The sequence below is a fragment of the Pseudoalteromonas sp. G4 genome (assembly GCF_028875915.1).
GTDB lineage: Bacteria > Pseudomonadota > Gammaproteobacteria > Enterobacterales > Alteromonadaceae > Pseudoalteromonas.
Map to the genome: position 1 here is coordinate 1 of NZ_JAPEHW010000177.1, position 598 is coordinate 598.

The 598-nt window shown below is 44.0% G+C and carries 1 protein-coding gene; it reads left to right on the forward strand.

What is annotated here, in order from left to right; translation table 11 throughout:
• Positions 1-571: putative metalloprotease CJM1_0395 family protein (locus tag ON073_RS20510; protein ID WP_274763710.1), on the forward strand; the 571-nt coding region annotated here is incomplete at its 5' end.
• Positions 572-598: the final 27 nt, after the last annotated feature.

Consider the following 598-nt stretch of genomic DNA (forward strand, 5'->3'; position numbering starts at 1 on the left):
GCAACAGGATCAGCAAGAGCAACAAAGTCAGCAACGTGAAGAAGAAAAGCAACAGCAATTAGAGCAAAAAGAAGCGCAAGCATTAGCGCAGCTTAAAAAGCGTGATCTTGAAGTTAAAGCGCATGAACAAGCGCATGCAGCAGTTGGCGGGCAGTATGCAGGCAGCCCTAGTTACGAATATGAACGCGGCAGTGATGGTAATAACTATGCTGTAGCGGGCGAAGTGCCAATTGATATCAGCGAAGTACCAAACGATCCGCAAGCTACCATTGAAAAAATGCAGCAAGTGAGAGCTGCAGCTTTAGCACCGCAAGAGCCTTCTGGTGCTGATCGTGCAATTGCGGCAGAAGCAAACCAAAAAATGAGTGAAGCGCGCGCGGAACTTAATACTGAATTAAGCGATTTCTTTAAGCGTGATGGTGAAGTTGAAGAGGAAGCTAATGCAGAGTCAAAGTATGATTTTAGTGAGCGTAGAGATTCAGAGATTAATCAGAGAGCTGAGCGCATAGCTAAATTCTATCAAGCGGCAACATCCCCATTTGAAAGACCAAATTTAGCAAACTACGCATAATTGGGATTATTGGTATAAACAAAAAAA